This window comes from Micromonospora hortensis (assembly GCF_022230935.1).
GTDB lineage: Bacteria > Actinomycetota > Actinomycetes > Mycobacteriales > Micromonosporaceae > Micromonospora > Micromonospora hortensis.
Window position 1 is genome coordinate 92,802 of sequence record NZ_JAKKFE010000070.1, and the last position, 25,297, is coordinate 118,098.

The 25,297-nt window shown below is 71.2% G+C and carries 26 protein-coding genes; 22 read left to right on the forward strand and 4 right to left on the reverse strand.

The annotated features are described in order from the left end of the window. The first annotated feature begins 7 nt into the window (after positions 1-7). The 3 genes from NIE111_RS29710 to NIE111_RS29720 are packed head-to-tail and all read left to right on the forward strand — an operon-like array spanning position 8 to position 3,609. Complete coding sequence (locus NIE111_RS29710) at positions 8-1,513, forward strand: DUF4153 domain-containing protein (protein ID WP_238687559.1); 1,506 nt, start codon at positions 8-10, stop codon at positions 1,511-1,513. A 38-nt stretch (positions 1,514-1,551) separates the two neighbouring features. After that, on the forward strand, positions 1,552-1,965 hold the full coding sequence (locus tag NIE111_RS29715; protein ID WP_238687560.1) for a DUF485 domain-containing protein: 414 nt from the start codon (positions 1,552-1,554) through the stop codon (positions 1,963-1,965). After that, complete coding sequence (locus NIE111_RS29720) at positions 1,966-3,609, forward strand: sodium/solute symporter (protein WP_091396835.1); 1,644 nt, start codon at positions 1,966-1,968, stop codon at positions 3,607-3,609. A 19-nt stretch (positions 3,610-3,628) separates the two neighbouring features. On the opposite strand, the gene NIE111_RS29725 is transcribed toward NIE111_RS29720, so the two are convergent. Both NIE111_RS29725 and NIE111_RS29730 read right to left on the reverse strand, forming a co-directional pair. Then, a complete protein-coding gene (locus NIE111_RS29725; protein ID WP_238687561.1) occupies positions 3,629-4,486 on the reverse strand; it encodes a hypothetical protein in 858 nt (285 codons plus the stop codon). Next, positions 4,479-4,979, reverse strand: coding sequence for a SigE family RNA polymerase sigma factor (locus NIE111_RS29730; protein WP_238687562.1), 501 nt, complete (start codon positions 4,977-4,979; stop codon positions 4,479-4,481). Before NIE111_RS29730 ends, NIE111_RS29725 begins: the two co-directional genes overlap by 8 nt. A 256-nt stretch (positions 4,980-5,235) precedes the next feature. Between NIE111_RS29730 and NIE111_RS29735 the strand changes: the two genes are divergently transcribed. Continuing rightward, positions 5,236-6,000 carry an ABC transporter ATP-binding protein gene (locus tag NIE111_RS29735; protein WP_151497138.1) on the forward strand — a complete coding sequence of 255 codons (765 nt, stop codon included), beginning with the start codon at positions 5,236-5,238 and terminating at the stop codon, positions 5,998-6,000. After that, entirely contained in the window at positions 5,985-7,688 is a 1,704-nt protein-coding gene (locus NIE111_RS29740; protein WP_372488431.1) for an ABC transporter permease, read from the forward strand. Before NIE111_RS29735 ends, NIE111_RS29740 begins: the two co-directional genes overlap by 16 nt. On the opposite strand, the gene NIE111_RS29745 is transcribed toward NIE111_RS29740, so the two are convergent. Further along, the gene (locus NIE111_RS29745; protein ID WP_238687563.1) at positions 7,685-7,891 is read right to left on the reverse strand and encodes a DUF397 domain-containing protein; all 207 of its coding nucleotides are present in this window, start codon (positions 7,889-7,891) and stop codon (positions 7,685-7,687) included. The two genes, NIE111_RS29740 and NIE111_RS29745, sit on opposite strands and share 4 nt — an antisense overlap. 472 nt (positions 7,892-8,363) lie before the next feature. Here NIE111_RS29745 and NIE111_RS29750 point away from each other — a divergent pair, with 472 nt between their 5' ends. The 12 genes from NIE111_RS29750 to NIE111_RS29805 all read left to right on the forward strand — a co-directional run bounded on the left by NIE111_RS29750 (position 8,364) and on the right by NIE111_RS29805 (position 20,275). Next, complete coding sequence (locus tag NIE111_RS29750; RefSeq protein WP_238687564.1) at positions 8,364-8,996, forward strand: flavin reductase family protein; 633 nt, start codon at positions 8,364-8,366, stop codon at positions 8,994-8,996. Between the two features lie 175 nt (positions 8,997-9,171). Then, positions 9,172-9,537: a DUF485 domain-containing protein gene (locus tag NIE111_RS29755; protein ID WP_088950720.1), complete on the forward strand. Its 366-nt coding sequence runs from the start codon at positions 9,172-9,174 to the stop codon at positions 9,535-9,537. After that, positions 9,515-11,206, forward strand: a complete 1,692-nt coding sequence (locus NIE111_RS29760) for a monocarboxylic acid transporter (RefSeq protein WP_238687565.1) — start codon at positions 9,515-9,517, stop codon at positions 11,204-11,206. Before NIE111_RS29755 ends, NIE111_RS29760 begins: the two co-directional genes overlap by 23 nt. Positions 11,207-11,295: 89 nt before the next feature. Continuing rightward, positions 11,296-12,273 (forward strand): NAD-dependent epimerase/dehydratase family protein, encoded by a 978-nt coding sequence (locus NIE111_RS29765; protein ID WP_238687566.1) that lies wholly within the window; start codon positions 11,296-11,298, stop codon positions 12,271-12,273. A gap of 76 nt (positions 12,274-12,349) precedes the next feature. Beyond that, positions 12,350-13,576 (forward strand): LCP family protein, encoded by a 1,227-nt coding sequence (locus tag NIE111_RS29770; RefSeq protein ID WP_238687567.1) that lies wholly within the window; start codon positions 12,350-12,352, stop codon positions 13,574-13,576. A 399-nt stretch (positions 13,577-13,975) separates the two neighbouring features. Further along, entirely contained in the window at positions 13,976-15,007 is a 1,032-nt protein-coding gene (locus NIE111_RS29775; protein WP_238687697.1) for an LCP family protein, read from the forward strand. Positions 15,008-15,227: 220 nt separating this feature from the next. Next, positions 15,228-16,145 (forward strand): LCP family protein, encoded by a 918-nt coding sequence (locus NIE111_RS29780; RefSeq protein WP_238687568.1) that lies wholly within the window; start codon positions 15,228-15,230, stop codon positions 16,143-16,145. A 58-nt stretch (positions 16,146-16,203) separates the two neighbouring features. Next, the gene (locus NIE111_RS29785) at positions 16,204-16,539 is read left to right on the forward strand and encodes a rhodanese-like domain-containing protein (RefSeq protein ID WP_030487745.1); all 336 of its coding nucleotides are present in this window, start codon (positions 16,204-16,206) and stop codon (positions 16,537-16,539) included. Positions 16,540-16,549: 10 nt separating this feature from the next. Further along, on the forward strand, positions 16,550-17,338 hold the full coding sequence (locus NIE111_RS29790) for a glycerophosphodiester phosphodiesterase (protein WP_238687569.1): 789 nt from the start codon (positions 16,550-16,552) through the stop codon (positions 17,336-17,338). A 54-nt stretch (positions 17,339-17,392) separates the two neighbouring features. Further along, a complete protein-coding gene (locus NIE111_RS29795) occupies positions 17,393-18,847 on the forward strand; it encodes a PAS domain-containing sensor histidine kinase (protein WP_238687570.1) in 1,455 nt (484 codons plus the stop codon). Between the two features lie 61 nt (positions 18,848-18,908). Next, complete coding sequence (locus NIE111_RS29800; RefSeq protein WP_238687571.1) at positions 18,909-19,328, forward strand: ATP-binding protein; 420 nt, start codon at positions 18,909-18,911, stop codon at positions 19,326-19,328. A 59-nt stretch (positions 19,329-19,387) separates the two neighbouring features. Then, entirely contained in the window at positions 19,388-20,275 is an 888-nt protein-coding gene (locus NIE111_RS29805; protein ID WP_238687572.1) for a DUF5926 family protein, read from the forward strand. 98 nt (positions 20,276-20,373) lie between these two features. On the opposite strand, the gene NIE111_RS29810 is transcribed toward NIE111_RS29805, so the two are convergent. Beyond that, positions 20,374-21,591: an arginine deiminase gene (locus NIE111_RS29810; protein WP_238687573.1), complete on the reverse strand. Its 1,218-nt coding sequence runs from the start codon at positions 21,589-21,591 to the stop codon at positions 20,374-20,376. Positions 21,592-21,754: 163 nt separating this feature from the next. Here NIE111_RS29810 and NIE111_RS29815 point away from each other — a divergent pair, with 163 nt between their 5' ends. From NIE111_RS29815 to pheA, 5 genes are all read left to right on the forward strand, one after another. Continuing rightward, positions 21,755-22,492 (forward strand): hypothetical protein, encoded by a 738-nt coding sequence (locus NIE111_RS29815; RefSeq protein WP_112583868.1) that lies wholly within the window; start codon positions 21,755-21,757, stop codon positions 22,490-22,492. 168 nt (positions 22,493-22,660) lie between these two features. Further along, on the forward strand, positions 22,661-23,119 hold the full coding sequence (locus NIE111_RS29820; RefSeq protein WP_112583869.1) for a hypothetical protein: 459 nt from the start codon (positions 22,661-22,663) through the stop codon (positions 23,117-23,119). Positions 23,120-23,194: 75 nt separating this feature from the next. After that, positions 23,195-23,584, forward strand: coding sequence for an ACT domain-containing protein (locus NIE111_RS29825; RefSeq protein WP_238687574.1), 390 nt, complete (start codon positions 23,195-23,197; stop codon positions 23,582-23,584). A 207-nt stretch (positions 23,585-23,791) separates the two neighbouring features. Beyond that, positions 23,792-24,286: a hypothetical protein gene (locus tag NIE111_RS29830; RefSeq protein ID WP_238687575.1), complete on the forward strand. Its 495-nt coding sequence runs from the start codon at positions 23,792-23,794 to the stop codon at positions 24,284-24,286. Between the two features lie 10 nt (positions 24,287-24,296). After that, positions 24,297-25,250 (forward strand): prephenate dehydratase, encoded by a 954-nt coding sequence (pheA, locus tag NIE111_RS29835; RefSeq protein ID WP_238687576.1) that lies wholly within the window; start codon positions 24,297-24,299, stop codon positions 25,248-25,250. The last annotated feature ends 47 nt before the right edge of the window (positions 25,251-25,297 follow it).

A 25,297-nucleotide genomic window follows, 5' to 3' on the forward strand; every position in this document is an offset into this window, starting at 1 on the left:
GGGTCCGATGGTGCTGGTGGCGTCGACGGCGGCGGCGGTCGTCGGCGCCTCGGCGCTCACGACGGTTCGTCCGGGCCTCGGCTGGCTGGTCGCCGCGTTGGCCGGCACGGCCGCCCTCACCACAGCCGCCGTCGTCAGGCCCCTGACGTCCTCCCCGTTCGCGGCCCGCACCGAGCCGACCGAGCCCGGCACCGCAACCGGCGCCGAACCCGCCCGTCCCGGTGCCACGGGGGCACCGGGACGGGTGGCGCAGGTCGCCTGGGCTGCCGCGACGGTCGCCTTGATCGCCGTCGGCACGTTCCGGGCCGCCGGTTGGCTCTTCGCGCTCTGCCTGATCGCAGCGGTGGGGGCCGGGACGCTCGCGGTGACCGGCGGGCGAAGCCCACTCGGAATGCTTGTCGCCGTGACCCTGCCACCCGCCGCGACGGTACGGGCGCTTCCGTGGGCGATACGCGGAGTGCGCACCAACCGCTCGGCGGGGTCGGGGGTCGGGTTCGGACGCATCGTGACCAGCCTGGCGGTCTCCGCCGTCCTGCTGACGCTGTTCGGGCTGCTCTTCGCCTCCGCCGACGCGGTCTTCGCCAACCTGGTCGGCGGGCTGCTGCCCGACATCGGCCCGGCCGGTGTGATCGGCTGGTTGCTGCGGCTGACCCTGATCGGCGGTGGCCTGCTCGGCGGCGCGTACCTGGTCACCCGCCCACCCGACCTGGAGGGCCTGCGACCGGCGTCGTCACGGCCGGCCCACCGGCTGGAGTGGACCCTCCCGCTGGTGTTGCTCGACGCCCTCTTCGCCGCGTTCGTGCTGGTCCAGCTGACAGTGTTGTTCGGCGGGGCGGGGCACGTGCTGCGGACGGCGGGGCTCACCTACGCCCAGTACGCCCGCGGCGGGTTCTGGCAACTGCTCGCCGTCACCGCACTCACCCTGCTGGTGATCGCGATCGCCGCCCGCCGAGCGCCGAAGGCCACCCGGAGGGACCGCCTGCTGGTCCGCGTACTGCTCGGCACACTCACCGCGCTCAGTCTGGTGATCGTCGCCTCGGCGCTCTACCGAATGCAGGTCTACGCCGACGCGTACGGAGCCACCCGGCTGCGGCTCGTCGTGTCGACTGTCGAGATCTGGCTCGGGCTGCTCTTCGTCCTGGTCGGGGTTGCCGTGGTGCGGCTGCGGGCCGAATGGCTCCCTCGGCTGGTGGTCGGCACCGCGGTACTGGCGCTGCTCGGGTTGGCCCTTCTGAACCCGGATCGCCTGATCGCCGAACGGAACGTCGCCCGGTATCTGGAGACCGGCCGGTTGGACGTCAGCTACCTGTCCGGGCTGTCGGCCGACGCCGTACCGGCTCTGGACCGGCTGCCCGAGCCGATGCGCTCCTGCGCGCTGGGGCAGATCGCCTCCGAGCTGCCCCGGGACGGGTTCTGGGCGGTGAACCTCGGCAGGGAACGCGCCAGGCGGGTTCTCGACACGACCCCGGTGAGCGCCAGCCTGACCGACTGCCTCGGGTTGCAACGCTGGTGAGCGCTTGACAATCGCGTACGGCGGGCGAGACTGCCGGGGTGGCCAAGCAACTCCCCGACGTGGGGTCGAGCGGTGCGGTACCGCCGCCCCGGCGGTCCCGGATCGTGCTGGCCGAGATCACCAGGCAGGACACCCGCGCCGAGCGGACCCGCGCCGAGCTGGCCCAGCAGACCCAGGTCGGCGAAGCGCTGGTCCGGGGCCTGGTCCGGGCCCAACTCGCGCTGGCGCTGCGGCTGTCCCTGGTGGTGGCCATCGGTTTGGGTGGGCTGCCCTGGCTGTTCGCGATCGCGCCCTCGCTCGGCCGGACCACAGTCGCCGGCGTCAACCTGCCGTGGCTGCTGCTCGGGGTGGCCTCCTTTCCGTTCCTGATCGGCGTGGGCTGGGCGTACGTGCGGCTGGCCGAGCGCAACGAGCAGGACTTCACCGACCTGGTGCAACGGCCGGAGCGCTGAGTGGGCAACGACTTCGTGGTCCCGGCCATCGTGGCGGTCACCCTGGTCACAGTCGGGATCGGCTTCTACGGGCTGCGGTTGGCCCGAACCACTTCCGACTTCCTGGTGGCGTCCAGGGCCATCAGTCCCACCTGGAACGCCGCCGCCATCGGCGGGGAGTACCTGTCAGCGGCGAGCTTCCTCGGCATCGCGGGGCTGGTCCTCAAGTACGGCGTGGACGTGCTCTGGTACCCGGTCGGGTTCGCCGCCGGCTACCTGGCCCTGCTGCTCTTCGTGGCCGCGCCACTGCGCCGCTCCGGGGCGTTCACCCTGCCCGACTTCTGCGAGTTGCGGTTGGGCTCGCGGCGGCTCCGCATCCTCGCCACCGCCTTCGTGATCTTCATCGGTTGGCTGTACCTGGTGCCGCAACTCCAGGGCGCCGGGCTGACCCTGGCCACTGTGGCCGGCTCCCCGTACCCCCTCGGCGCCCTGCTGGTGGCGGCAGTGGTCACCGCGAACGTGGCACTGGGCGGCATGCGCGCGATCACCTTCGTGCAGGCGTTCCAGTACTGGCTCAAGCTGACCGCCCTCGCCGTACCGGTGATCTTCCTGGCCCTGCAGTGGCAGGCCGACGGCCGGCCGGCGGTGACCCCGCCCGACGGGCCGACGTTCCGGGCCGCGACCACCGTCGTGGTCGAGCACCGCGCGACCCTCACCCTGCCCGACGGTGACATCCGGGAGGTACGCCCCGGCGACGAGTTGACCTTCGCTGCCGGTGATCCGGTGCCGGACGTCTCCGGAGTGGCCACCGATGCCAACGACTGGTTGCTGCCCAGCGCCGCCGGTGACGACGACCGCGGCCTGTTCGCCACGTACTCGCTGATCCTGGCCACCTTCCTGGGCACCATGGGCCTGCCGCACGTGCTGGTGCGCTTCTACACCAATCCGGACGGCGCGGCGGCCCGTCGGACCACGCTGGTGGTGCTGGCCTTGGTCGGCGCGTTCTACCTGCTGCCCACCCTGTACGGGGTCCTCGGCCGGATCTACACCCCGCAGTTGCTGCTCAGCGGCCAGACCGACGCGGTGGTGGTGCTGCTACCCGAAGCGGCCCTGGGTGACGGCCTGGCCGGGCGGCTACTCGCCGCGCTGGTCGCCGCGGGCGCCTTCGCGGCGTTCCTCTCCACCTCGTCCGGCCTGCTGACCAGCGTCGCCGGGGTGATCTCGACGGACGTGCTCGGTCGAGGGTCGGTACGCGGGTTCCGGCTGGCCACCGTCATCGCCGGTGGTGTGCCAGCGGTGCTGGCGCTGCACGTCTCCGGGCTGGACGTCTCGCAGGTCGTCGGGCTGGCCTTCGCGGTCGCCGCGTCGAGCTTCTGCCCGCTGCTGGTGCTCGGCATCTGGTGGCGCGGGCTGACCGACGTGGGCGCCACCGCCGGCGTGGTGGCCGGCGGCGGCGCGGCGATCGGCGCGGTGCTGGTCACAGTGCTCGGGCCACCGCTGTCCGGCTGGCCGGCCACGCTCATCGCGCAGCCGGCCGCCTGGACGGTGCCACTGGCCTTCACGGTGATGGTCGCCGTGTCGATGGCGACCCGCCGGCGGGCCCCGGCCGACGTCGCCGCCACCATGCTCCGCCTACACACCCCGGAAGCCCTCCGCATGCAGTGATCACCGCTGCGACATGCCCTCAGCAGGTGTCAGTGCCGGCGCAGAGCCGCTGCGCCACCGGGCGGGCGTACCGCAGCGCCTCCTTCGGGGTGGTGTCCATGTCCAACGCCACCTGTGCCACCAGGTCACCCTGCCGTACGACGAGCCAGCGGCTCCGCACGCCCTCGATGTCCGAGCCCACCAGCAGAGACTCGTCACCGGCCCCCAGCCCATCGGCCAGGACCGACATCGAACTGGTCGCCCCCCTGGGTTTGCAGTCGGTGAAAAGTGCCCGGACCGCGTCCATCTCACGGGCGGCATCGCGAATCGAGAAACGGACGACGCGTTGGATCATCCTGTCGGTCGGCGAGTCGAACGACACGGTTCGCTGGGCGAGCCTGCCGTTGGACGTTCCCGTCGGCGCTTCTCGACAGTAGATCGACACTGACTCCAGGCTCCAATCGCCGTCGATGTCGTCCTCTGCCATCGTGAAGCCGGCGGGCAGATCCGAGAGCCGCAGCATGGCTGCGGCCGGAATCGCCGGGTTGGTGGAACCGGCCGACGGCGTACGTGACGGGCTCGATGGCGGTGCGGCGGGAGTGGTGCTGGTCGTCGACGACCGAGGTGCGGCCGAGGTGGCCGACGGCGTGGGTGTCGGGGTGGGTGTCGGTGTGGGTGATCCGGTCGCCGGCAGCACCGGCGTCGGCGCGCCCTCCCGGCCACCGGCCAGCGCCACCGCGCCGGTGGCCACCAGGGCCACCGCCACCACTGCGGCGAGCGCCGCCGCGATCCTCGTCTGACGGGTCCGCCGCCGGCCGCGCTCCCGCACCTGTGCGGTCGGGGGCCAGCTCAGGTGCTCGGTGTCCCGGAACAGGTCAACGAAGGGCTGATCAGGCATTGCTGACCTCCTCGGGGAGGGTGGTGCCGAGCAGAGGTGCGAGGGCCTTACGCCCTCGGGCGAGTCGGGCCTTGACCGTGCCGACCGGAACAGCAGTCCGGGTCGCGATGTCCGCGACCGAGAGATCCGCGAGGTGGTGCAGGACGATCGCCTCGCGTTGGTCAGTCGGCAACTGGCGTAACGCGGAGACCAGCGCGACGGTGTTCTCCGACGGTGGTCCGACAGCGTTCACCGGACCATTCCGCCGATGGGCGGTGATCCCGTTCCGGATCTTCCGCCAACGGTTCTGAAGCAGGCGGTGTCCCACGTGGTGCACCCACGCCTCCGGATCGTCGTACTCGCTGATGCGCCGCCAGCGCTGCCAGGCCCGCACGTACGCCTCCTGTGCGGCGTCCTGCGCCTCGTGGAGGTCGCCACCGAGCGCGTACAGCACTGTGACGACCCGGTGCCTGCTGGCTCGATAGAACTCCTCGAAGCCGTCATCTCTGTCCAATGTCTCTCCCCGTTTCGCTCCTGCCCCTGTCACCCGCGAGCGCGGTGTCCGGTTGCACAGCTGGCCGCGCTGGATCGACCTGCTCCGCGATCTTGCACTTTCTGTCGCGACAGAGGACGCATATCCCCCCATGTCGACAACAGAGACCGCAAGATCGGCGGGTCTGTTGCCCGGAACCTTCGTCCGCCTCGGGGATGATCGCGGGTCCGCCCGTCGCCGGACGGCGGAACTGGCGATCGACGGATAACGTCGGCGCATGACTGTTGAGCACCCCGCGCTCGCACTGCGTGGCCTGGCCAAGCGGTTCGACGGCACGATCGCGGTGGCCGGCGTCGACCTGGACGTCCCCGCCGGCTCCTTCTACGGCCTGCTCGGCCCGAACGGCGCCGGCAAGACGACCACCCTGTCGATGGCGGTCGGGCTGTTGCGACCGGACGCCGGCTCGGCCTGGGTGCTCGGGCACGACGTCTGGCAGGACCCGGTCACCGCCAAGCGGCTGCTCGGTGTGATGCCCGACGGGGTCCGGTTGTTCGACCGGCTGACCGGCGCGGAGCTGCTGGCGTACAACGGGTTGTTGCGGGGGATGGACCCGACGGTGGTCGACCAACGGGCTGCCGAGCTGCTGGACGTGCTGGCGCTCGGTGACGCCGGTCGGACGCTGGTGGTGGACTACTCGGCGGGCATGAAGAAGAAGATCGGCCTGGCCTGCGCGCTGCTGCACGGCCCCCGGGTGTTGGTGTTGGACGAGCCGTTCGAGGCGGTCGACCCGGTCTCCGCGGCGCTGATCCGGGACATCCTCACCCGGTACGCGGCCGGCGGCGGCACCGTGGTCTTCTCCAGCCACGTCATGGAGGTCGTCGAGCGGCTCTGCTCGCACGTGGCGATCCTGGCCGGCGGCACCATCAAGCGGGTCGGGACCATCGACGAGGTCCGCGGCGGTCGCTCGTTGGAGCAGGTCTTCGTCGAGGTGGTCGGCGGGCGCACCGCGACCGGCGAGGAGCTGTCGTGGCTCTCCCAGTGAGCGCGGACGCCACCCCCGCCGCACCCGTACGCGCTGTCTCCGCTCGCCACTTCGTGCGGCTCAAGCTGCGGGTGATGGGCAACAACTTTCGGGGCCAGGGTTGGCGGATCGCCCTGTTCGTCGGCGGCGCGTTGCTCGGGCTCTGGTTCGCCGCCGCCGGGTTCTTCCTCTTCGCCGCGCCGGGCCTGACCGACGACGGCCGGTACGCGGTGCTGATCGCGGCGGCCGGTGGCGGGCTGCTGGTGCTGGGTTGGCTCCTTCTCCCGCTCGTCTTCTTCGGCGTGGACGAGACACTGGACCCGGCCCGGTTCGCGCTGCTGCCGCTTCCCCGGCGCACGTTGGTGACCGGCCTGTTCGTGGCGGCCCTCATCAGCGTGCCGGTGCTGGCGGTGCTCATTGCGTCGTCCGGGCTGGTGCTGACCTCCTGGTCGTTGGGCGGCTGGTCAGCGGGGTTGGTCGCCGTCGTGGGTGTGCTCGCCGGGTTGCTGCTGTGTGTGGCGGCCAGCCGGGCGGTGACCAGCGCCTTCGCCACGATGTTGCGGTCCCGACGGGTCCGCGACCTGGCGGCCGTGCTGCTGGCGGTGACGGCCGCGCTGCTCGGCCCGTTGCAGGTCTTCGGCCTCGCCGCGCTGCGCGAGGCGGACTGGACCCGGTTGACCGGCGTGGCGACCGTGATCGGTTGGACGCCCTTGGGAGCTCCGTGGACCGTCGGCATCGACGTGGCCCAGGGGCGGGTGTGGGCGGCACCGGTCAAGTTGCTGATCACCGTGGTGGCGCTCGGTGCCCTGCTGGCCTGGTGGTCCCGGTCGATCGAGTCGGCGATGGTGGGTGCGGCGAGCGCCGGTAAGGCCCCGGTGCGGCGTGGGGTCACCGGCGGCGCGGTCGCCCAACTGTTTCCCCGGGTCGCCACCTGGGCCGGCCGGGACCGGTTCGGTGCCCTGGTCGCTCGGGAGGCCCGCTACTGGTGGCGGGACGCGCGCCGCCGGGCCAACCTGATCACGATCGCTGTGGTCGGCATCTTCGTACCGGTGTTGATCAACGTTACGGGCGGGGACTTCGCGTTCGAGGACGGCGCCGGGCTCACGGCGGCTGCCAGCGACAGCTCACCGGTGGTGGTCACCATCTCCATGCTCCTCGTGGGCGTGCTCGCCGCCGTCACCCTGGCCAACCAGTTCGGCTTCGACGGCAGCGCGTACGCGGCGAACGTGGTGGCCGGGGTGCCCGGCCGGGTCGAGTTGCGGGCCCGGATGACGGCTTTCTCGCTGTACGTGCTGCCCATGTTGGGCGTCGTCGCTGTGGTGTTGTCGTTTCTGCTCAGTCGACCGGAGTGGATCGGGCTCACCATCGGCGGCCTGGTCGCCACCTACGGCGCCGGGCTGGCGGTGAACAGCCTGATCTCGGTGCTCGGGGCGTACTCACTGCCGGAGACGAGCAACCCGTTCGCCATGAACAGCGGTGCGGGCCTGGCGAAGGGCCTGCTCACCCTGCTGGCCATGCTCGCCTCGGTGGTCGCCGCGGTGCCGATGGTGGTGGCCGCCGCGCTGCTCGGTGACGCGTGGCTCTGGCTGGCCCTGCCGGTCGGCGCCGCGTACGGGCTGGGCGCGGCGCTGCTGGGCGCGTACCTGGCCGGCGACGTCCTGGACCGGCGCCAGCCGGAGCTGCTGGCCACTGTCACCCCGCGCCGCTAGTCAGCGCGTCGGCTGGGGTCCTGGGCGGCGCCGGCGATGAAGCCACGCCAAGCGGCCGGCGCGAAGCTGAGGGTCGGGCCGGAGCGATCCTTGCTGTCCCGGACCAGAACGACGCCGGGCAGATTGTCCGCCACCTCGACACAGGCACCACCCGTGTCGCCGGACCTGGTCGACGTCCGCCAGTGGGGTTGAGGAACGGTCATGGCCGTCAGCGTGGCCAGAGCCTCCTGGGACACCTCGGCACCGGCTCGGGCGGCCTTCAACGCCCGCACTCACATCTCGACGTTCATCCTTACCTCTCCGGTAAGTACGTGACTGCGCTGTGTAGTAAGTTGCGGCACCAGCGGCCGTGCCGGGCGCGACCGGATCGGAGCGGTCGGTAGGCCCGCCGAATCAACCACCCGCGTGGGCGAACGGGCCGACGGTGGCCCTGCCGCGACCAGGCCGGGCCGGTTGGCTGACCCCGGCGCAAACCTGGCGCGCGAACGGTGGCCGCTGGTGAGCTGCGCCGGCCGGGAGCGCCACGCCACCACAAGCGATATACCTCTGAGTCATATTTATGCCTCAGAGGTATATCGCTCAAACCGGAGAGACCCTTCGACCACCGTACGGGGTCGGCCGATCGCGAAGGCCGGGCCCGGCTGGTGAGCCGGGCTGCTGGTCTACCTGGCCACGATGATGGCGGAGGCCGGTGATCAGCTCGCCCGGCTCGGCGGACGACCCGCCGATCTGCACGAGCGCTTCCTTGGTTGGGCGAGGGGTCGGGGCGGCACAATGTTTCACGTGAATCATGAGCCGGGTGCCGAGATCCACCACACCGATCCGTTCGCGGTGCCGACCGGGCAACGGTCGCCGGTACGCCGGCTGCGTGGTCGCCTCGCCGCACCGGTGACCCTCTGGACGGCGCCCGGCCCGGCCGGGCTGACCGTCTCGTCCACCCTGGTGGCCGAGGGGGAACCGGACCGGCTGCTCGGGCTGATCGACCCGGAGTCCGACCTCTGGGCGGCCGTCGAGGAGTCGGGGCGGTTCGCTGTCACGCCGCTCGGCCCGCCGCACCGGCAACTCGCCGACCGGTTCGCCGGCCTCTTCCCCGCCCCGGGCGGGCTCTTCGCCACCGGCGGATGGAACGAGACGCCGTACGGACCGGTTCCGACGGATGCCGGCGGCTGGGCCGGGTGCCGGCTGGACACCGCCCGGGAGTACGGCTGGGGCCTGCTGGTCGAGGCCACGATCGAGGCGGTCGACCTGGCCGACGAGGCCACTCCGCTCCTGCACTACCGAGGTCGCTACCACGAGCTGCCGAGCTGAACGGACGCCCCGCCAGGGGCGACCGATCACCGCAGTGACCTGAGTCACTTGGCGCAGCCAGTCAACCGCTCGGCGCACTCGCCGACCGGCGTCGATCTCAGCCTTCCCTGGCGGGGAGTGCGCTCTTTACGGTGCGCGAAACTCCTCTGACGCCTGTGAAGGTGGTGATCCACAGATGTCCACGGACACACCCGCTCCGGCCGCTTCCCAGTCGGACAAGTACCTGGCCGTACAACGGTCGGACGAGTTCGCCGGGCTGCGGCGTGCGCTGCGCGGCTTCGTCTTCCCGATGACCGTCGCGTTCTTCCTGTGGTATGCGCTCTACGTCATTCTCTCCGCGTACGCCCGGGACTTCATGGGCACGAAGCTGTTCGGCAGCAACATCAACGTCGCACTGGTCTTCGGCCTGCTCCAGTTCGTCTCCACGTTCCTGATCGCCTGGCTCTACTCCCGGTACGCGGACCGGAAGATCGACCCCATCGCGGACCGGATCCGCGCCGAGATCGGGGAGGTGACCCGTGAAGACGGTTCACGCGGTTGAGACGTTCCTCGCGGCTGAGGCGGGCGATCACACCGCCCGCAACCTGACCATCACGCTCTTCCTGGTCTTCGTGGCGGTGACCCTGGGCATCACCATCTGGGCCAGCCGGCAGACCAAGACGGCGACGGACTTCTACGCGGGCGGCCGATCCTTCTCCGGCTTCCAGAACGGCATGGCGATCGGCGGCGACTACATGTCGGCCGCCTCGTTCCTCGGCATCGCCGGCATCATCGCGCTGTACGGCTACGACGGCTTCCTCTACTCGATCGGCTTCCTGGTCGCCTGGCTGGTGGCCCTGCTGCTGGTCGCGGAGCTGCTGCGGAACTCGGGCCGGTACACGATGGCGGACGTGCTGGCCTTCCGGATGCGTCAGCGTCCGGTGCGTACGGCGGCGGCGGTCTCCACCATCACGGTGTCGATCTTCTACCTGCTCGCCCAGATGGTTGGCGCGGGCGCGCTGGTCGCGCTGCTGCTCGGCATCCGGCCGGGGACGACCTTCCTCGGCATGGACGCGGACACCGCCAAGGTGGCCACCATCATCATGGTCGGCACGCTGATGATCATCTACGTGACCGTGGGTGGCATGAAGGGCACCACCTACGTGCAGATCGTCAAGGCGTTCCTGCTCATGGGCGGCGCGCTGTTGATGACCATCCTGGTGCTGGCGAAGTTCAACTTCAACCTGTCGGAGCTGCTCGGCCAGGCGGCCGCCGCGTCCGGCAAGGGCAGCGCGTTCCTCGAACCCGGGCTGAGGTACGGCGTCGAGGTCGCCGGCAACTCGACGCAGACGTTCTACAACAAGGTCGACCTGCTGTCCCTGGGCATCGCCCTGGTGCTCGGCACCGCCGGTCTGCCGCACATCCTGATCCGCTTCTACACGGTGCCGACCGCGAAGGCGGCCCGTAAGAGCGTGCTCTGGGCGATCGGCATCATCGGCACCTTCTACCTGCTCACCCTGGCCCTCGGCTTCGGTGCGGCGGCGCTGGTCGGCAGCCAGGCGATCACGGCGCAGGACAAGGCCGGCAACACCGCCGCGCCGCAGTTGGCCGAGGCGCTCGGCATCGACTTCTTCGGCGGTGAACTGGGCGGGGCAGCTCTGCTGGCGATCATCGCGGCGGTCGCCTTCGCCACCATCCTCGCGGTGGTCGCCGGGTTGACGTTGGCCTCGTCGTCCAGCCTGGCGCACGACTTCTACGCGAACGTGCTGAAGAAGGGTGAGGCGTCGGAGCGGCAGGAAGTGCGGGTCGCCCGGATCTCCGCCCTGGGGATCGGCGCGGTGTCGATCGCCCTGTCGATCTACGCGCAGAACCTCAACGTGGCGTTCCTGGTGGCGCTGGCCTTCGCGGTCGCCGCCTCGGGCAACCTGCCCGCGATCCTCTACAGCCTCTTCTGGCGGCGGTTCAACACCTCCGGCGCGGTGTGGGCGATCTACGGCGGGCTGATCTCGGCCGTGCTGCTGGTGTTCTTCTCGCCGGTGGTCTCCGGTGCGGCGACCTCGATGTTCCCGGACCACGACTGGCAGTGGTTCCCGCTGTCCAACCCGGGCATCCTCTCCATCCCGTTCGGTTTCCTCTGCGGATGGATCGGCACCGTCATCTCCAAGGAGCACGACGAGGAGAAGTACGCGGAGCTGGAGGTGCGCGCCCTCACCGGCTCTGGCGCCCACTGATCGCGGCACCTGTCGAGGGGTCCCCGGTTGACGGACGACGTCAACAGGGGACCCCTTCCGCTAATTGGGCGGTCGGTAGGCTGAGCCGCATGAAGGTTGCTGAGCGCTTTGGGTCCGGTCACCGCGTCCTCGTCACCGGCGGAGCTGGCTTCGTCCCGTCGCACCTGGTGGACTCGCTGATCGCCCGAGGCTGCACTGTGGTGGCGCTGGACAACTTCGTGACCGGCTCCAAGGAGAACGTCGCCCACCTGCTGGACCGACCGACCTTCACCCTCGTCGAAGCGGACATCTCCGACGGTCTGCCGACCCACCACCCGGCGCTGGCCGAGCGGTTCGACGCGATCCTGCACATGGCCTCGCCGGCCAGCCCCACCGACTTCGCCCAGTTGCCTGTGGAGATCCTCCGGGTCGGCTCGGTCGGCACCCTGCACCTGCTGGAGCGCGCGGCCGCCGACGGCGCCCGGTTCCTGATGGCGTCCACCTCCGAGGCGTACGGAGACCCGAAGGAGCACCCGCAGCGGGAAACGTACTGGGGCAACGTCAACCCGATCGGGGTCCGCAGCGTCTACGACGAGGCCAAGCGCTTCTCCGAGGCCGCCACGATGGCGTACCACCGCTACCGCGGGCTCGACGCGGCGATCGTCCGGATCTTCAACACGTACGGCCCGCGGATGCGCCCGGACGACGGCCGCGCCATCCCCACCTTCATCTCCCAGGCGCTGCGCGGCGAGCCGATCACCGTGCACGGCACTGGCAACCAGACCCGGTCCATCTGCTTCGTCGAGGATCTGGTGCGCGGCATCCTGCTGCTGCTCGACTCGACCGAGACCGGCCCGGTCAACTGTGGCACCGAGCACGAGCTGACCATGCGGCAACTCGCCGAGTTGATCGTGTCGCTCTCCGACAGCACCTCGAAGGTGACCTATGTCACCCGCAGCTCGGATGACCCGGAGATGCGCCGACCGGATCTCACGCTCGCTCGTGAACTGCTCGGATACGAGCCGTCGGTAGCGCCCGAAGATGGCCTGCGACGCACGATCGAGTACTTCCGGTCGCGGCTAGGGTAACCAGATCTTCGCGTACCGCCTGCCGCTGAGTGTCGCCTGAAGGCGGCAGTGGCTCCCGCTACGTACCCTGAGTTACATGTCCGCGACCTCGTCAGCCGGCGTCCCGCATCCGTACCTGCACCGCAGCGCCGGGCGCGCGTCGGTGCCCGGCCCCGATCGGGGCGCCTCCGGGCGTGCCCGTCCGACCGAGGCGCGCTTCTACCCGTCGTACGACGAGGAGCAGCCTCGCTCCGGCGGCCCGGCGGGGCCCACCGGGCCCGGCGGCCCGGGTGGCACCGGCGGATCGGGGCGGCGCGGCCCGCGACCGCGCTGGGGTCGGATCGCCCTGGTGGCCGGGGCCGCGGTGCTGGTGTTGGCGCTGCTCGGCAGCGTCGGCGCCTGGTTGTACGCGCGCAACCTCAACAGTGACCTGGCTCGCACCGACCCGTTCGCGGAGATCACCGGTGGCCGGCCCGCCAAGACCGTCGATGGCGCGCTGAACATCCTGCTGGTGGGCAGCGACTCACGGGACCCGGACGCGCCTGTCGACAGCAAGAGTCAGTGGCGCGCCGACACGATCATCGTCATGCACATCCCGGCCGACCACCAGGAGGCCTACCTGGTCTCCATCCCCCGGGACCTGTACGTGCCGATCCCGCAGAGCGCCGGCGCGGACTGCGGCTCCGGTTCGCGCGCGAAGATCAACGCAGCGTTCGCGTTCGGTGGGCTTCCGCTGGCGGTACGCACCGTGGAGTGCTTCACCGACGTGCGGATCGACCACGTGATGGCGATCGACTTCGGCGGTTTCAAGGAGGTCACCGACGCTCTCGGCGGGGTGGATCTGAAGGTGGAGCGCACCATCACCTCGATCCACAAGCCGTACCGGACCTTCACCAAGGGCACCAACCACATGGACGGCGCGGAGGCGCTGGACTGGATCCGGCAGCGCAAGCAGTTCCCGGACGGGGACTTCGCCCGGATGCGGCACCAGCAGGAGTTCCTTCGGGCACTGATGGACAAGGCGGCCAGCACCGGCACGCTGGCGAACCCGAAGAAGCTCAATGATTTCCTCAAGTCGGTGACCGCGGCCGTAACCGTCGACCAGACTTTCTCGGTTACAGACATGGCGCTGCAGTTCCGTAACCTGCGCGGCCAGAACCTCACCTTTGTGACCAGCCCGAACTCGGGCAGCGACACCATCAACGGCGAGTCGGTGGTGGTGTCGGACCGGGAGAAGGCACTCGCGATGTACAAGGCCATGTCCGCGGACACGATGGCCGACTGGGTCAAGGCGAACCCGCCGAAGAGCAACGACGGCGGCTGACCGCGGCCCGGCTGGCACCAGCCGTTCGGGTCATCGAGCAACGACGATCGACCGAGTCTGCGAAATTCGACGTCCAGATTGACCCGGGATGAACTCGCCAAGTCGATTTGATGTACGTACAGTGGTGCCGCCCCCTCCTGATCACGAGCTGGAGCACGCATGCCGGTTCAGGCCAGTCGTCGCCCTTCTTCCTCCGGGTCCGCCGCCCCCAGCGGTCGAGTCGCTGCGGCCATACCCGCGCAGGCACGCCCCTCGGGGGGCGGGCCGGGCTCGCGTCCGCCCGGCAGCGGCGGTGGCGGCGGTGGCGGCGACCGCCCGGGTGGCGGTGGGTCGAAGAAGCGGACCAAGCGCAAGGACCCACTCTGGGCCAGGCTGACAGTTGTCTTCGGTGCCGTGCTGATGCTGAGCAGCGGGGTGGCCATCGTCGGCAGCAAGGCGTTGATCGGGCAGGCGACCGGCGGCATCGCGAAGGGCAACCTGCTGGGTGATGCCGGCAAGTCCGACGCCGAGGGCGGTGCGAGCCTGGACGGCCCGATCGACATGCTGCTGCTCGGCGTGGACGCGCGGGAGCGCTGGGCCGCCGACGACGTCCGCTCGGACAGCATCATCATCCTGCACATTCCGGCCACGCACGACCAGGCGTACCTGATCTCGATCCCCCGGGACACCGAGGCGCAGATCCCCGCGTTCAAGAAGAACGGCTACGGCGGCGGCTCCGGAAAGATCAACGCCGCGTTCCAGGCCGGTGCCGCAAATGGTGGCGGCTGGGAGGGTGGCGCCCAGCTGATGGCCCAGACGATCAAGCGGCTCACCGGGATCAGCTTCGACGGCGCGGCGATCATCAACTTCGGCGGCTTCAAGAACGTCATCGACACCCTGGGCACTGTGCGGATCTGTGTCAGCCAGGAGGTCAAGTCGCTGCACATGTCGTACGTCGACGGCAAGCCGATGTGGAACGCGGACGCCAAGAAGACCGGCAAGCAGCGGACCCCTGTGGTGCACAAGAAGGGCTGCCAGGAGATGGAGGGTTGGGCTGCGCTCGACTACTCCCGGCAGCGCAAGTCCCTCAAGAACGGCGACTACGACCGGCAGGCCAACCAGCAGCAGCTGATCAAGGCGATGGCGAAGAAGGCCACCGAGGGCGGGATGTTGTCCAACCCGGCCAAGATGAACAACCTGATCAAGGCGGCGGGCAAGGCGTTCGTGCTGGACACCGGCGGCGTGCCGATCGAGGACTTCATCTTCACCATGCGCGGGGTCACCGGCAACGAGCTGACCATGCTCAAGACCAACAACGGCACCTTCCACGCCAACAACAACAACACCGAGGGCTTGAGCGAAGAGACGATGGCGATGTTCCAGGCCGTCAAGCAGGACAAACTCGCCGAGTTCGTCTTCACCCACCCCGAGGTGATCTCCAGCCGCAAGTGAGGCCGGGAGTCGCGGAAAGTCAGCGACGGCCCCCTCACCGCCCGTAGTCTGACGTGAACAGGTTTCACGTATCGGCTGCGGGGAGGCGGTCACGTCCAGGTGGGGACGGAACGCAGCGGACCGGGCCGGGGCGGCCCCGTCCGACCGGTCGCCTCGCGCCCGTTGGCCGCGGATCCTGCTCGGCATCGGCCTGGCTCTCGTCCTGCTGGCGGGGCTCGCCGTGGCCGGGCTCAAGACGCTCAGCCACCGCTACGACCGCACGGTGACCAAGGAGCAACTGCTCGACGCCGACGCCCGCACCGAGCGCACCGACCTGGACGGGCCGCTCAACTACCTCCTGGTCGGCTCCGACCGGCGTCCGGGCGGCAGCGGCCCCGACCAACGCTCGGACTCCATCCTCATCGTGCACGTCCCCGCCGGGCAGCGGGAGGCGTACCTGGTCTCCATCCCCCGGGACCTGCTGGTCGCCATCCCGCCCGCAAACGGCTTCGGCGGCGGTCAAGACAAGATCAATGCCGCGTACGAACACGGCGGCGGCGGGCAGGCCGGCGCCCAACTGCTCTCCGCCACCCTGCACCGGCTCACCGGCATCCGGTTCGACGGCGCCGCGCTGATCGACTTCTCCGGCTTCCGGAAGGTCATCGACCTGCTCGGCGGGGTGGAGATGTGCGTGGACACCGAGGTCCGCTCGATCCACACCAACCGGGTCTTCCCCACCGGCTGCCACCAGATGGACGGCGCGCAGGCGCTTGACTACGTCCGACAGCGCTACGACCTGCCCGGCGGCGACTACGACCGGCAGCACCACCAGCAGCAGCTGCTCCGGGCGATGTTGGACAGCGCCGGCAGGGCGGACCTGCGGAGCAACCCCGTCAAACTCGACCAGGTGCTCCGGGCGGTCGGCGGCTCGTTGACCGTCGACACCAACGGCGTACCCCTGGAGGACCTACTCCTCGCGCTGCGCGCGCTGCCGCCCGACGGGATGCGTGGCGTCCAGGTGCCTTCCTCGCCGCAGACCATCGACGAGGTCTCGTACGTGGTGCTGGACAACGGCGGCAACGGGCTCTTCGAGGCGCTCCGCGGTACCCGGGTGCCGGCCTGGGCGCAGGCCAACCCTCGCTGGGTGACCCGGTTGTGACGGTGCCGACGGCCCGGTCGGTGCCGAACCGGGCCATGAGGATCTAGTGTTGCTTCCTGTGTTCGGACCCCAGGTTCCCACCGTGCCCGTGACCGAGATCGCCGACGAGACCTACCTGCTGGACGTGCGGGAGGACGACGAGTGGGCGGCCGGCCACGCGCCCACCGCCCACCACCTGCCAATGATGGAGTTGCCGGCCCGGCTGGCCGAGGTGCCCACCGACCGGGAGGTGGCTGTCGTCTGCCGTTCCGGCGGGCGTTCCGCCCAGGTCGTCGCCTACCTGATCAACAACGGTTGGGAGCAGGTGCGCAACGCCGACGGCGGGATGCGTCAGTGGGCTGCGGTCGGCCGACCGGTGGTCGACGCGAACGGGCAGCCCGGCCAGGTCATCTGAGGCCGGCGCAATGGGCGGGCCACTGGTCTTCGCGCACCGCGGCGCCTCGTTCGACCTACCCGAGCACACCCTCGCCGCGTACCTGCGCGCCCTCGACGAGGGTGCCGACGGCCTGGAGTGCGACGTCCGGCTGACCCGGGACGGGCACCTGGTCTGCGTGCACGACCGACGACTCGACCGCACCAGCAACGGTCGCGGTCTGGTCAGCGCGCGTACCCTCGCCGAACTGGACGCCCTGGACTTCGGCTCGTGGCACCCGGGCAGCGCCCCGGACGGCGACCTGCCACCGGACGAGTCACACACCCGGCTGCTGACCCTGGCCCGGCTCCTGGACGCGGTGCTCGCCGCCGGGCGACCGGTCCGACTGCTGGTGGAGACGAAGCACCCGTCCCGCTACGGCTCGAACGTGGAACGGCGACTGGTCAACCTGCTGCGCCGGTACGGGCTGGCCGACCCCGCGCCGGACGACAGGGTGCAGGTCACCGTCATGTCGTTCTCCCCGCTGGCGGTCCGTCGGGTGCGCGAGCTGGCACCGACGCTGCCCACCGTGCTGTTGCTGGAGGTGCTGCCGCGCTGGCTGCGGTTGGGTCGGCTGCCGTTCGGCACCCGGATCGCCGGGCCGGGCGTCGGCCTGGTCCGGGCCCGCCCGCAGTTGCTGCCCGCACTGCGCGCTGCCGGCAACCAGGTGTACGTCTGGACGGTCAACGAGCCGACCGACCTGGAGCTGGTGCTGGCCGCCGGGGTGGACGGGATCATCACCGACCGGCCCGCGTACGCCCTCGCCCGGCTGGACCGCTGACCCATCGACCGGGCGGGGGTGCCCAAAACCGGGTCGGCGGGGCAGACTCGGCACATGCCGGAGCGTATCGATTTCCCCGCTCTCCTCGCCGGCCACACCGTCGTGATCGAGATGATCAACTCTGGGGACGCGGGCCTGCCCGTCCTCACCCAACTGCTTCGGGTGGCCCAGCCGGCGCTCGGCGCGACCGGGATGGCATTCGTCGAGTTCGGTCCTACCGGCGGTCGCGTCATCGCCGCGACCGGCGCGGCGGAGTGGGCCCTCGGACGACCACTGGCGGCCGACGACCCGGACACCGTCTGCCTGCTCTCCGGGCCACGGGTACGCGAGGCGCGGGTGAGTGACCTCAACGGCAAGTTGGCCGGCGAACTGGCCGGCAGCGGCCTGCGCTGGATGGTCGTCTCCCGGGCCGAGATCGGCGGTCACACCGTCGGCAGCCTGCACGCGCTCTACCCGGGTGACGACGAGCCGGGCGCCGAGCAGCAGGGGGTGATCGCCTACCTCGCCTCCTGCGTCGGGCACATGTACGGCGACCAGAGTGGCCTGCCGGTGCACGGCGACGGCCCGGTGGTGGCGGCACTCGCCGACGGGCTGGCCGTCGTCGACCGCGACGGGCACGTCCGGCTCTGGAACCCGGCCGCCGCCCAGGTCACCGGCCGGACGGTCGAGCAGGCGCTGAGCCGTCCGCTGCCGTTCCCGCTGCCGCCCTCCGGGCAGGTTCGGGACCACCGGATGCCGGACGGCCGCTGGCTGCGGATCACCTCCGGCGACCTGCCCGGCCCGGGAACGTTACGGGTGGTCACCTTCCGCGACATCACCGACCAGCAGCGCCGCGACCACGACCGCGAGCTTTTCGTCGCGGTGACCAGCCACGAGCTGCGCACCCCGGTCACCGTCATCAAGGGGTACGCGGACACCCTCACCGACCACTGGGAGTCGCTGACCGACGTCGACCGACGGCAGGCGGCCCGGGTGATCGGGCAACGTGCCAACGAGCTGGCCCGGCTGGTCGACCGTCTGCTCAGCTCGGCGGCCGAGGTGGGGCCGGGCGACGACCCTCCCACCCCGTTCGACCTCGGCGAGGCGCTGCGCTCCGCCGTCGTCGACCTGCCGGCGGAACTGCGCCGCCGGCTGGTGCTCCGCCTCCCGAGCGATCTGCCCAAGGCGCTCGGTCACCGGCCCAGCCTGGCCACCGTGCTGACCGAGTTGACGACCAACGCCGGTAAATACTCGGCGCCTGGTTCTCCCATCGAGATCACCGCCTCGGGCGACGGCCATCTGGTGGCGTTCCGGGTCAGCGACCAGGGCATCGGCATCCGACCCGAGCACGTGGAACGGGCGTTCGACCGGTTCTGGCAGGGCGAGTCCGGCGACCGTCGCGGCTACCCGGGGGCCGGGCTCGGCCTCTATCTCGTCCGCCGGATCGTTGAACAGCAGAATGGATGGGTATCCCTACGTCCGAGGACCGGCGGCGGTACGGTCGCAGAGGTGCGGCTACCACGCGGTTGACCAGGGGTGGCGCGACGTGGAGGCGACGGTGGCAGCGGCAACGAGGGATCGAGCGTGGTGCGTGGTGGTTCCCCACCACCCGGGCGGGGCACGGCTGGCCCGACACCGGCTCGCCGCCGAACTGACCGACGTCGTACCCCCGACGCTCCTCGCGGACCTGATCGCGGTGCTCGCTGAACTGGTGGGCAACGCGGTGCGGCACGCCAGACCGCTGCCCGGCGGCGTGATCCGGGTTGCCTGGCAGCTGCGGCCCTCGGCCGAGGGCGCCCTGATCCAGCTGCGGGTCACCGACGGCGGCAGCGCGAGCACCGGGCCACGGCTGCGGACGGCCAACCCGGACGCGGCGGACGGGCGCGGGCTGCACATCGTTGCCGGCCTGGCCACCCGTTGGGGCGTCGAGCAGGACGGCATGGGCCAGCGCGTCTGGGCGGAGTTCGACCCGACGCCGACATCTCGACCCGACCTGGTGTCGGCGAGCTGAGGACGGCTCGGGCGGGTCCCGGTCACGGCGAGCCGCCCGGGGCTCTAGGCTGTGACGCCGTGAGTAAGCGTCGAAAGAGCCAGCGCGCCGCCGCCGACACCACCCCCCGTCGCGACAAGGTGCGAGACGTCTTCGTGCCGCGTCCGTTCGACGGGCTGGTCGACGAGTCCGAGTGGATCGCGCTGCGCGAGTTGGTGCCCGCCGCCTCCGCCCCGCTGCGCCTCGCGCCCGCCCTGGTCGAGGAATTCGGCGACCGGACGGCGACGCTCGCCACGGTGCTGCCCATGGCCGCCCCGGCGATCACCAAGCCGGACGGCCGCGTGCTCATCGGTCTCCAGCGCCACCAACAGTCCGGTGACGTGTCGCGGGACCTGGCCGACGCGCTGCTCAGCGCGCTGCGTGCCGAGCCGGGTGGCCAGGTGAGCGTGCCGCCACTGCCCGGCCCCGGGCCCCGGCTGCAGGACATCCTCGTGGACGGTCCGCTGGACATCACCATGCACGACGGTTTCGACTTCTGGCTCGACCCCGGAGCCGCCGACGATCCGACCGTCCAGGCGTCGCTGGAGCGGGCCAACGCGGCCATCTACCCGACGGTCCGGCTGACCGCGGCCAAGGCCGCCTACTGGTGTCAGGTCCCGGAGAAGGCCCACGTGCGCTGGGTGCTGCCGGACGACGAGGACGCCGCCCTGGACGCGCTGGCCCGACTCGGCGCGGCCGGCACGTTGACGCTCGGCGAGCAGACCAAGTTCGCCGGCATGTTCCGCGCGCACGGTCGACTCGTACCGGTCTGGGACCTGCCGGAGGAGACCCCGGCCGCCGAGTGGGAGGAGCCGGTGGCGCAGTTCGCCAAGCGGTACGCCGAGGCGCTCACCGTCACCGACCCACTCGACGCCGCCGGCCGCCGGGCCCGTCAGGGGCTGCTCGGCCGCCAGCTCACCCTGCGCTGAGCCGGGGCGGTCGTCTCGCTCAGCCCTGGGCGGGCTCAGGCGGCGTCTCGCTCAGCCGGGGTCGTCCCGCTCAGCAGGGTGACGGGCCGGTCGCGTGCTCAGCCGGCGACGGGTAGCGGGTCGCGGGTGATGGGGCAGGACATGCAGCGCGGTCCGCCCCGACCGGAGCCCAACTCGGAGCCGGCGATCGGGATCACCTCGATGCCGGCCCGCTCCAGTTGGGCGTTGGTCTCCGTGTTGCGCTCGTAGCCGACGCAGAGCCGGGGGGCCAGCGCGAGGGTGTTGTTGCCGTCGTCCCACTGCTCGCGTTCCGCGGTGACCGGATCCAGCCCGGTGTCGATGACCCGGAGCAGGTCGAGGTCCATCGCGTCGGCGGCGGCCCGCAGGAACGGCGCCGGCCCGTCCACCCGCGGGTCCTCGCCGTCCCCGCCGGCGATCACCGTGTACGCCGACAACGTGCTCGCGATGTTGGGGTACATCAGGACGGCGTCCACGTCGACCATCGTGCACACCGTGTCCAGGTGCATGGTGGCGCGCTTCTGGGCGATCGGCACCACAAGGATGGTGTGGGCCAGGCCGGCGGCGAAGACCTGCCGACCGAGGCGTTCCGCGCCGGCCGGGGTCGTCCGCTCGCCCACCCCGACCGCCAGCACCCCGGGCGCGAGCAGCAGCACGTCCCCACCCTCCAGGTGCTCGAGGCTGGGACGGTAGACGAATTCGGTGCCGACGAACCGGGGGTGGTGGCGGTAGATGGCGTCGGTCAGGGTGGTCTCGCGGCGGCGGGCCGGCATGGCCAGGCTGGTGACACCGACCCGGTCGCCGATCCACAGCGACGAGTCGCGGGTGAAGAGCAGGTTGGGCAACGGGTCGATGACGAAGTCGTGTCGGTCCATCAGCGTGTAGACCAGCCCACCCGGTCGCTCGGAGCTGATCCGCAACTCCTCGTGGGCCAGCCCGGCGGTGAGCACGTCGGCCAGCGCGGCCGGGTCCAGGTAGGAGAGGTGGTCGGCGACGCGGGCGCGCAGCGTGTCACCGAGCCGCCGGGAGCGCAGCACCTGCTCGGTGAGTTCGGCCCGGGCGTCAGCGACGGCTAGCGTCTCGGCCAGCAGGGTGGCCAGGTAGAGCACCTCGACGCCGCGCTCGCGCAGGGCGGCGGCGAACGCGTCGTGCTCCTCCTGGGCGCGCCCCACCCAGGGGATCGCGTCGAACAGGAGCGAGTCGTTGTTGCGCGGGGTGAGCCGGGCCAGTTCGGGGCCGGGCCGGTGCAGCAGTACGGTGCCGAGCCGCCCGACTTCACTGTCGACGTAGTGGGTCACTCCCGCAGCGTAGGGCAGGGTTTAGCGGCATCCGAGAAAAGAACTGTGGATGAATATGGCATTCATCCACAGTCACTCCGGCGCTCCGGCTTGCAGAACACCGGTAGTGGCGACGTAGGGTAGTGAGGACATAACTTCGAGGGACCTTTTGCCGGAGGTCGCGATGACTGTCTTTCCCGCACGACGAGCCGTACCGTCCGCTCGGGCACTGCCGCCCGTCGCGGTGCCACACCCCCGCGTCGAGGCGCCGGGGGTTCTCGAACCGGTCCGTCCGACACCGCTCGAATGGGCCCGCCGCCGTCGGGCCGAGCGGGGTGCACGCCGCCTGGAGGCGGCCGGGGCACGGGCGTTGGGCCAGCTCGACCACCTCGGGCCTGCCTGGCACGTGATCGAGTGGCCGCGCACCGACGTGACAGACGTCCTCGACCGCGGTCAGGACGAACGAGCCGGGTTCCTCGCCATCGGGCCGAGTGGCCTGTTTGCCGTGACCATCGCCGACCACGGCCGAGCAAGGGTGCTCGTCGCCGGAGACGTGGTGCAGATCAACGGCAAGCGGCCTCCGTACGTGGCCGAGTCCCGCCGTGACGCCAAGCGGGCCAGCAAGGCGCTCTCCGAGGCTGTGGGGCTGCCCGTTCCGGTGACGCCGGTGCTGACCTTCGTCGGTTCGGGCGTGATCAGCGTCTACGGCCTTCCGAAGGACTGTCTGATGGCCACCCACCGGGAACTGGACCGGCTGCTCGTGGCCGGCGGCAGCCGGATCAGCCCCGCCACCGCCGAGAAGCTTTCCCGGGTCGCACAGCACCCGGGCACCTGGCTGAACGGCACATACCGTCCAACCGCCGACTACCGGTGGTACGACGAGGGCCGAACGGCCGCTGACAAGCCGGCCCACCGCCGGTAACGTCACCGGCGACGCCACGCGGCTCCGGTCCCCCCGTTCACCTCACCGGTCTCCGCGCCGTCACCGGTCGCCTCGGTTCACGCTGCGCGCCCGGTGACCCGGTGCGCTCGGTGATTCCGTCGGCGACCCGCTAGCGTGGACAGTCGATCGGTGCACATAGGAGGCGCGGTGGCCCACGTCGAACTTTCGCTCTCGGAAGCGTTCGTGCCGGCGGCGCGGGCCTCGACAGAGCCGGAGTCCGACAACGTCGGCCAATGGTCGTCGACAGTCTCCCGGGCCGACGAGCCGTGCCTGCTGATCGACGCCGACACCCGGGTGGTGGCGATCTCCACGGCCGGTTGCGAGCTGCTCTGTCTCGGTGAGCCGGCCGGGCTGATCGGGCGACCGTTGCTCGATGGCGGGCTGCGCCTGCTCGACTTCACCGCCAACCGGGGCGAGCTGACCGAAGCCGAGATCGACAAGATTCCGCCCCTGCTTGCGCTCTCCTCCGGCCGACTCGCCCGTGGGCTACTCAGGGTGCAGGCCGCCTCGGCGAACAGCTCCGACGCGACAGTTGACGCGATCTCCACCCCGGTGCTCACCGACGGCACCGTCGCCGGCTCACTCACCTTCTTCTCCGAGGTCTGACCAGCGGCGCAGTGTGTCCTTCGCCGCACGCGGCGTTGCCCGGGTGGGTCCACACGAAGGCCGTAGGGTGCCCTCATGCTCGATATCGCTCTACTGCCGGGGGAATACGCTGTGTGCCGGCTGGCCGCCGGCACCACAGTGCCGTACGCGCTGTCGAGCGGGTTGCGCGGCGCGGACGTGGTGACGGTGAGCTGGACCTCCGACGGGATCTCCGTGATCTGCCCGACCGAGCGTGCGCCGGCGCAGGCCGTGGTGGAGACGACCTGGCGCTGCCTACGGGTCACCGCCCCGGCGGCGCTGGCCGGCACCGGCAGCCTGGCCGCGCTGGTCGACCCGCTCGCCGAGGCACGGGTCAGTGCCGTCACGTTCTCCACGTTCGACACCGACTATCTGCTGGTGCCGACCGTCCGGCTGACCGAGGGCACGGCCGCGCTCCAACGCGCCGGGCATCGCGTCACCGGCTGACCTTCACCCGACCGGCCGCTCACCCTACGATGGGCTCGGCCACCCCGGCCGCGACGAATTCTCCGATGTCCCGAGGATCGGCCCGTGCCGTTCACCCCACCCCCGCCCGCGTCCCCCTCACCGCGGTCGACGATCCACCCTCCACTGGCGGCGCCTGGCCGGGCAGCCGATCGCGCTCCAGCGCGGGGCCTCGCCCGAGTCCTGCCGATGGCGCTCGCCGTCGCGGCGCTGGCCGGCTGTGGCGCCCCACCCGGGCTGGGGGAGCCGACCAGCGTTCCCACCCACACCGCGGCCCCGACACCGTCCGGCCCGAGCACCGCACCGGCCACCCCGCCCACCACCGCGCCGTCTCCCGGTACGGTCACGCCCACCCCGGACGCCGGGTTGGTCGCGACGGCCTGCCGCAACGGGCCGACCGGCCAGCGGGTGCTGCAACTGTTGCGCGGCAGGGCCGGAGTGCTGCCGGCGAATGTTCGGGTCCAGGTCCGCACCGGGCCGCTCTGCGCCGGTGACTGGCAGTTCACAGTGCTGACGGTGACCGGGCACGAGGAACTCCAGGTGGTCACCCGGGGCGAGCCCGGTGCCCCGGCGCTGGTCACCGCCGGCACGGACGTCTGCACCATCGAGGTACGCGCCACCAGCCCGGCCGGGATTCGCGCCCTCGCCTGCGACGCCGGCCCGGCCAACGGGCCGGGTGCGTAGGCTGATCGGCATGCCGGGAACACCGCCGACGCGTTTCGTCTTCCTCGGGCCGGAGGGCACCTTCGCCGAGCAGGCCCTGCGCTCCATACCCGCTGCCGAGCGCGGCACCCGAACGCCCGCCCGCAGCGTCGGAGAAGCGCTGGACGGCGTCCGCGCCGGCGACGCCGACGCCGCGCTGGTGCCACTGGAGAACTCGATCGGCGGCGCGGTGGGCGTCACGCTGGACGAGATGGCCGAGGGCGAGCCGCTGGTGATCACCCGGGAGGTGATCCTGTCGGTGCAGTTCGTGCTCGCCGCACGGCCCGACACCCCGCTGACCTCGATCCGCACCGTGGCGGCCCATCCACAGGCGTCCACCCAGTGCCGGGGCTGGTTGCGCAACCACCTACCCGACGCCGTGGTGGTCGACGTGCTCTCCAACGGCGCGGCCGCCGCCGGTGCCGGCACGGGCGAGTACGACGCGGCGATCTGCGCACCGATCGGAGCCTCCCGGCACCGACTCACCATCCTCGCCGACAAGATCGCCGACCATCCCGACGCGGTGACCCGGTTCGCGCTGGTGTCTCGCCCCGGGCCGCCACCGCCGCCGACCGGTGACGACCTCACCTCGCTCGCGGTCTACATCGCCCACGACCGGGTCGGCGCGCTGTTGTCCGTGCTGATGGAGTTGGCCGTCCGTGGGGTCAACCTGACCCGGATCGAATCCCGGCCGACCGGCGAGGCGTTGGGCCGCTACGTCTTCTTCCTGGACTGCACGGGCCACGTGGCCGACGTACGCCTGGGTGAGGCGTTGCAGGGGCTCCGCAGGGTCTGTGCCGACGTCCGCTTCCTGGGCTCCTACCCCCGGCACCGGTGGGCCGAGGCGGGCGAACGCCCGGTGTCCGCGCCAGCGGGCCTCTCCGACGTCGACTACGCGGACGCGGCGGCCTGGCTGACCCGCCTGCGTACCGGTGAGTTGACCTGACCGGCGCGGAGCGCCCCCACGTGAGAGAGGGCGCCCGCGCGGCCGGC

Excerpts from the sequence above, each read along its gene's own strand:
- NIE111_RS29710 (WP_238687559.1), top strand. The coding sequence starts at position 8 with ATGGTGCTGGTGGCGTCGACGGCGGCGGCGGTCGTCGGCGCCTCGGCG.
- NIE111_RS29725 (WP_238687561.1), bottom strand. The coding sequence starts at position 4,486 with ATGCCTGATCAGCCCTTCGTTGACCTGTTCCGGGACACCGAGCACCTG.
- NIE111_RS29735 (WP_151497138.1), top strand. The coding sequence starts at position 5,236 with ATGACTGTTGAGCACCCCGCGCTCGCACTGCGTGGCCTGGCCAAGCGG.
- NIE111_RS29745 (WP_238687563.1), bottom strand. The coding sequence starts at position 7,891 with ATGACCGTTCCTCAACCCCACTGGCGGACGTCGACCAGGTCCGGCGAC.
- NIE111_RS29750 (WP_238687564.1), top strand. The coding sequence starts at position 8,364 with ATGATGGCGGAGGCCGGTGATCAGCTCGCCCGGCTCGGCGGACGACCC.
- NIE111_RS29755 (WP_088950720.1), top strand. The coding sequence starts at position 9,172 with ATGTCCACGGACACACCCGCTCCGGCCGCTTCCCAGTCGGACAAGTAC.
- NIE111_RS29765 (WP_238687566.1), top strand. The coding sequence starts at position 11,296 with ATGAAGGTTGCTGAGCGCTTTGGGTCCGGTCACCGCGTCCTCGTCACC.
- NIE111_RS29770 (WP_238687567.1), top strand. The coding sequence starts at position 12,350 with ATGTCCGCGACCTCGTCAGCCGGCGTCCCGCATCCGTACCTGCACCGC.
- NIE111_RS29775 (WP_238687697.1), top strand. The coding sequence starts at position 13,976 with ATGCTGAGCAGCGGGGTGGCCATCGTCGGCAGCAAGGCGTTGATCGGG.
- NIE111_RS29790 (WP_238687569.1), top strand. The coding sequence starts at position 16,550 with ATGGGCGGGCCACTGGTCTTCGCGCACCGCGGCGCCTCGTTCGACCTA.
- NIE111_RS29795 (WP_238687570.1), top strand. The coding sequence starts at position 17,393 with ATGCCGGAGCGTATCGATTTCCCCGCTCTCCTCGCCGGCCACACCGTC.
- NIE111_RS29815 (WP_112583868.1), top strand. The coding sequence starts at position 21,755 with ATGACTGTCTTTCCCGCACGACGAGCCGTACCGTCCGCTCGGGCACTG.
- NIE111_RS29825 (WP_238687574.1), top strand. The coding sequence starts at position 23,195 with ATGCTCGATATCGCTCTACTGCCGGGGGAATACGCTGTGTGCCGGCTG.
- NIE111_RS29830 (WP_238687575.1), top strand. The coding sequence starts at position 23,792 with ATGGCGCTCGCCGTCGCGGCGCTGGCCGGCTGTGGCGCCCCACCCGGG.
- pheA (WP_238687576.1), top strand. The coding sequence starts at position 24,297 with ATGCCGGGAACACCGCCGACGCGTTTCGTCTTCCTCGGGCCGGAGGGC.